Annotated in this window: 1 protein-coding gene; it reads left to right on the top strand. The window is 36.1% G+C overall.

All coding sequences use genetic code 11. The features are described 5' to 3' along the window. Nucleotides 1–3,749, top strand: a 3,749-nt coding sequence (locus ABY905_RS15005; protein ID WP_372645319.1) for a hypothetical protein, incomplete at both ends; no start/stop codon positions are given.

The following is a 3,749-nucleotide window of genomic DNA, read 5'->3' as shown; positions in this document are numbered from 1 at the left end:
GAGCAACTGACAATAAATGGAGTACGCCCTCAAACTGGGATAAAAATTGTGTTCCTTCAAGAATTGATGATGCGAACATTAGTGGTACTTTTAATGTTGAAATTGACAGTGACGCTGAATGTAAAAATTTAATTCTTTCTGCTGATGCAACTCTATCTGGATCAGCCAAACTTAGTATTTTTGGCTCCTTGATCGCTGGAGATGCCACTTGGGATTTATTGGGAACAACTCATTTCGAAGGAACTGGAACTTTTAGTGTTTCTATTACTGATAGTTTTAAATCTGACGTCTATTTTTCTGGGAAAAATGGAATTTGGAATTTAGCTTCAGAATTAAAAATCCCTGATAACAGTTTATACTTAGAGTCAGGTGAAATCATTTCAAATGACAACGACTTAATATTAAACCGTTTTGTATCTATTGGCGATATTCCTAGAATAATGAATCTGGGCACATCAACCCTTAGACTAAACGGCAATTTCCTTAAAACATGGGATGCAGAAGGAAACTCTTTCAATATTCCTGAAAGTACTTACACCATTGAATTAATACAACCAACTGCAGGCTTCTACAATAAGCTTAGTGGCTCTGTTACTTACAACAAAGTGTATTTTGTTGATAACAGCAATAAAGCAAACCTAACTAATGAAGGTGATATTGTAAGCTTTAATGAAGTGCACTTTTTTGCAGGGGCAAATATTTCAGGTGATCACAATTATGATACTTTTATTTTATCAGCTGGCAAAACATATCTTTTTGAAGCAGGTAGTGAGCAGAAAGTTGTAAACATCAATGGTTTTATTGCTGAAGGAACCTGTTCCGAGTTTATATATTTAACAGGTAATGGTGGTATTTCAAACATCAATTCGGATGTGAATTCTAATAGAATTGCTTACGTTCAAATAACCGACTTAGAAGTCATTGGAGGTGTAAACCTGTCTGGTGGTTTAGAAGCTCAAAGTTCTTTTGGAGTCTCAAATTACATTGGTTGGAATATTGTTGAAAAAACTTTCGCTGAAGATTTCAAGTGGATTGGGACTGACGATTCAGACTGGTTCAATCCAAACAATTGGGACTTAGGCTGTGTACCTACACGTGTCGATAATGTATTCTTTGATGCTGTAAATATTGTCGGAAGTTCTACAATTGCTATTAATGGAACTCGCGTACCTGAATGTAATAATATGACATGGACAAATGCTTCCTCACTAATTTTTGAAGGCGGTAGTGATCTATGCATTTACGGGAATCTTGATTTCACTTCACTCCTACCTGGTTCTTTCAAACATACTGGTGATATCTATTTCAAATCAGAAGACATTGTCAATGTTAAGCTTAATCAAGTCATATTGTCAAACGATGTAATTTTTGAAGGGAAGATTCAAGAGGATGGTTCATGGCTAGCTGGCACTTGGAATATTGATAGCGATTTTGAAACACTAGGCGATATTAATTTGGAACGGGGGAGTCTTGTTACTAATAATTTCAGCATAACCTGTAATGAACTCTATTCTAACTTTCCTGATTTCAGAACATTGCAACTTGATGCTTCTATTCTTAATCTAAATAGTATTTTCCTAACGCCTGAAAATCTAACTTTTAATGCTGGAACCTCTGAAATAGTAGTGGCTGAAAATGGTAAAGTTGAAGTTACTAATGGTACTGAGGCTGTAGACTTTCACAACATAAGCTTTGACCAGGAAACTGGGACAGCACTATTTTCAATTCGTGGGAAAGATGTTTCTTTCAACCAGGTTGATATTAAATCGAATGCTAACTTTCTGTACGAAGGCTTTGACGTGGAAAATTTAATTCTGAATCAGGGTAAGACCTATAAATTCACCGATGGACAAACCTTTAACATTGGTGATTTAACAGCTATTGGTGCCTGCGAAGGAACCATCGACATTTCCAGTTTATCTGCTGGTGCAGAAACAACTTTTAACAGTAAGAATGGTAATCCTATAAATGTTACTCAAGTCAATTTGCTTGATGTTTTTGCAACACCAGCATTAAACTTTACGGCTAATAACTCAATTGATCTTGGAAATAATATCGGATGGAATTTCCCCACAGTGCCAACAAGTAGAAATTTATATTGGGTTGATGGACCTGGGAATTGGGATGATCCAAACCATTGGGCAACAAGTTCAGGTGGAGCTCCAGGAGCTTGTGTACCTACAGCTCTTGACAATGTCTACTTTGACATTAATTCATTTACGGGAAATACCAATCAGATTGTAACCACAGGAAGTGGGGACATTCGATGCAGAACAATGGACTGGAGAGGTTCTGAAGGCAACAATCCAATATTACAAATGGGGACTGTTGAGATCTCAAGTGCTTACATTTATGGCTCGTTATTTCTAAACAATACTCTAACAATCAATTTACCTGATGTTAATTTCTATTTCCGTTCAACAGAAAAAGGGAACACTCTAGGACTTCATACTTTTGATTTCCCAAACGATGTTACTTTCGATGGTATAGATGGCGAATGGACTCTTGCTAACGATTTGGATGTCGATGGAAACTTAATTTTAGACAATGGCCATTTTATATCTGGAGGTTTCGATATATCCTGTAACTATTTTGAATCATCTGACTTAACCTTTGCTGGTAAAAAAAGAACCTTAAACATACAGAACTCAACGTTTACAGTACTTGGATACGAAAATAGTTTTTCTGTAAATATTGACGCTGCCGATATCAATGCAAGACAAACCTTAACACTTCTAGCTGATGGAAGTGAGATAATTGTAGAGAGTGAAAAAGCTTTCTTTATTGGTGGATCATTCACGAGTAATGCCACTTTCAATACAATTCGTTTTATTAATGAAGGTAGTTTTAAATCAGAGAATCTTTTAACTCGAATCAATGATATCACCTTTGAAGAAGGCGGAGAGTTAAATGGGACAATTGGCGAGATAACATTCGATATTGGAAAACTGACTCTTAACAAAGGAACAAAACCCAATACCTTTAAGTTCGAATCAAATATAACTTTCCCAATTGAAGAATTCACAGCTCTTGGATCTTGTAATTTCCCTATAGACATCCGGGGAAGTAAAAGTGGCAAACAGGCTGACTTGGAAGTTAAAACAAGTATAAACGTAAACTTTGTTTTACTAACAGACATTAATGGTATCGGTTCTTCAGTCCCTTATTTAGCCAATAACTCTATAGAACAAACTAATGTGACGAACTGGACAGTCAACTCAATTACGACTGTTGATTTATACTGGGTAGGTAACGGAGTAAACGATGAATGGTCTAATTATCTTAACTGGAGTAAAACTTCTGGAGGTGCATCTGAAGGCTGTATTCCTACTGCACTCGACAATGTCTTTTTCGACTCTAATTCTTTCCTGGGCAGCAAAACGGTTCTAATCAATTCCGATGCGAGATGTCACAATATTACATGGACTGACGATGTAGACCCATCATCAATCTTCAAAGTCCAAAATCAATTAGATGTTCACGGGCTACTCGATTTCAGTGAAAACATGACTTTAGAAATGTCAGGTGATTTAAAATTTAAGGGTGATGGACTAATCGCAGACAAACTTATTGATTTTGCAGGAAAAGCTTTGGATAGTAATATTTTCTTCGATGGAGATGATCAATCCTGGATTTTACAAAATGCTTTAACGACAACAGGAGATTTATTCTTAGATAATGGTTCTCTTGATACGAAGGGAAATAAAATGTCTATCTCAAGTTTCACATCGTTAAACGCATCTCCAATT

It is taken from the genome of Ancylomarina sp., assembly GCF_041555295.1.
In the GTDB taxonomy this organism is placed as follows: Bacteria; Bacteroidota; Bacteroidia; order Bacteroidales; family Marinifilaceae; genus Ancylomarina.
Note: the sequence above shows the minus strand (reverse complement) of the source record. Positions and strands in the feature narration are given on the sequence as shown.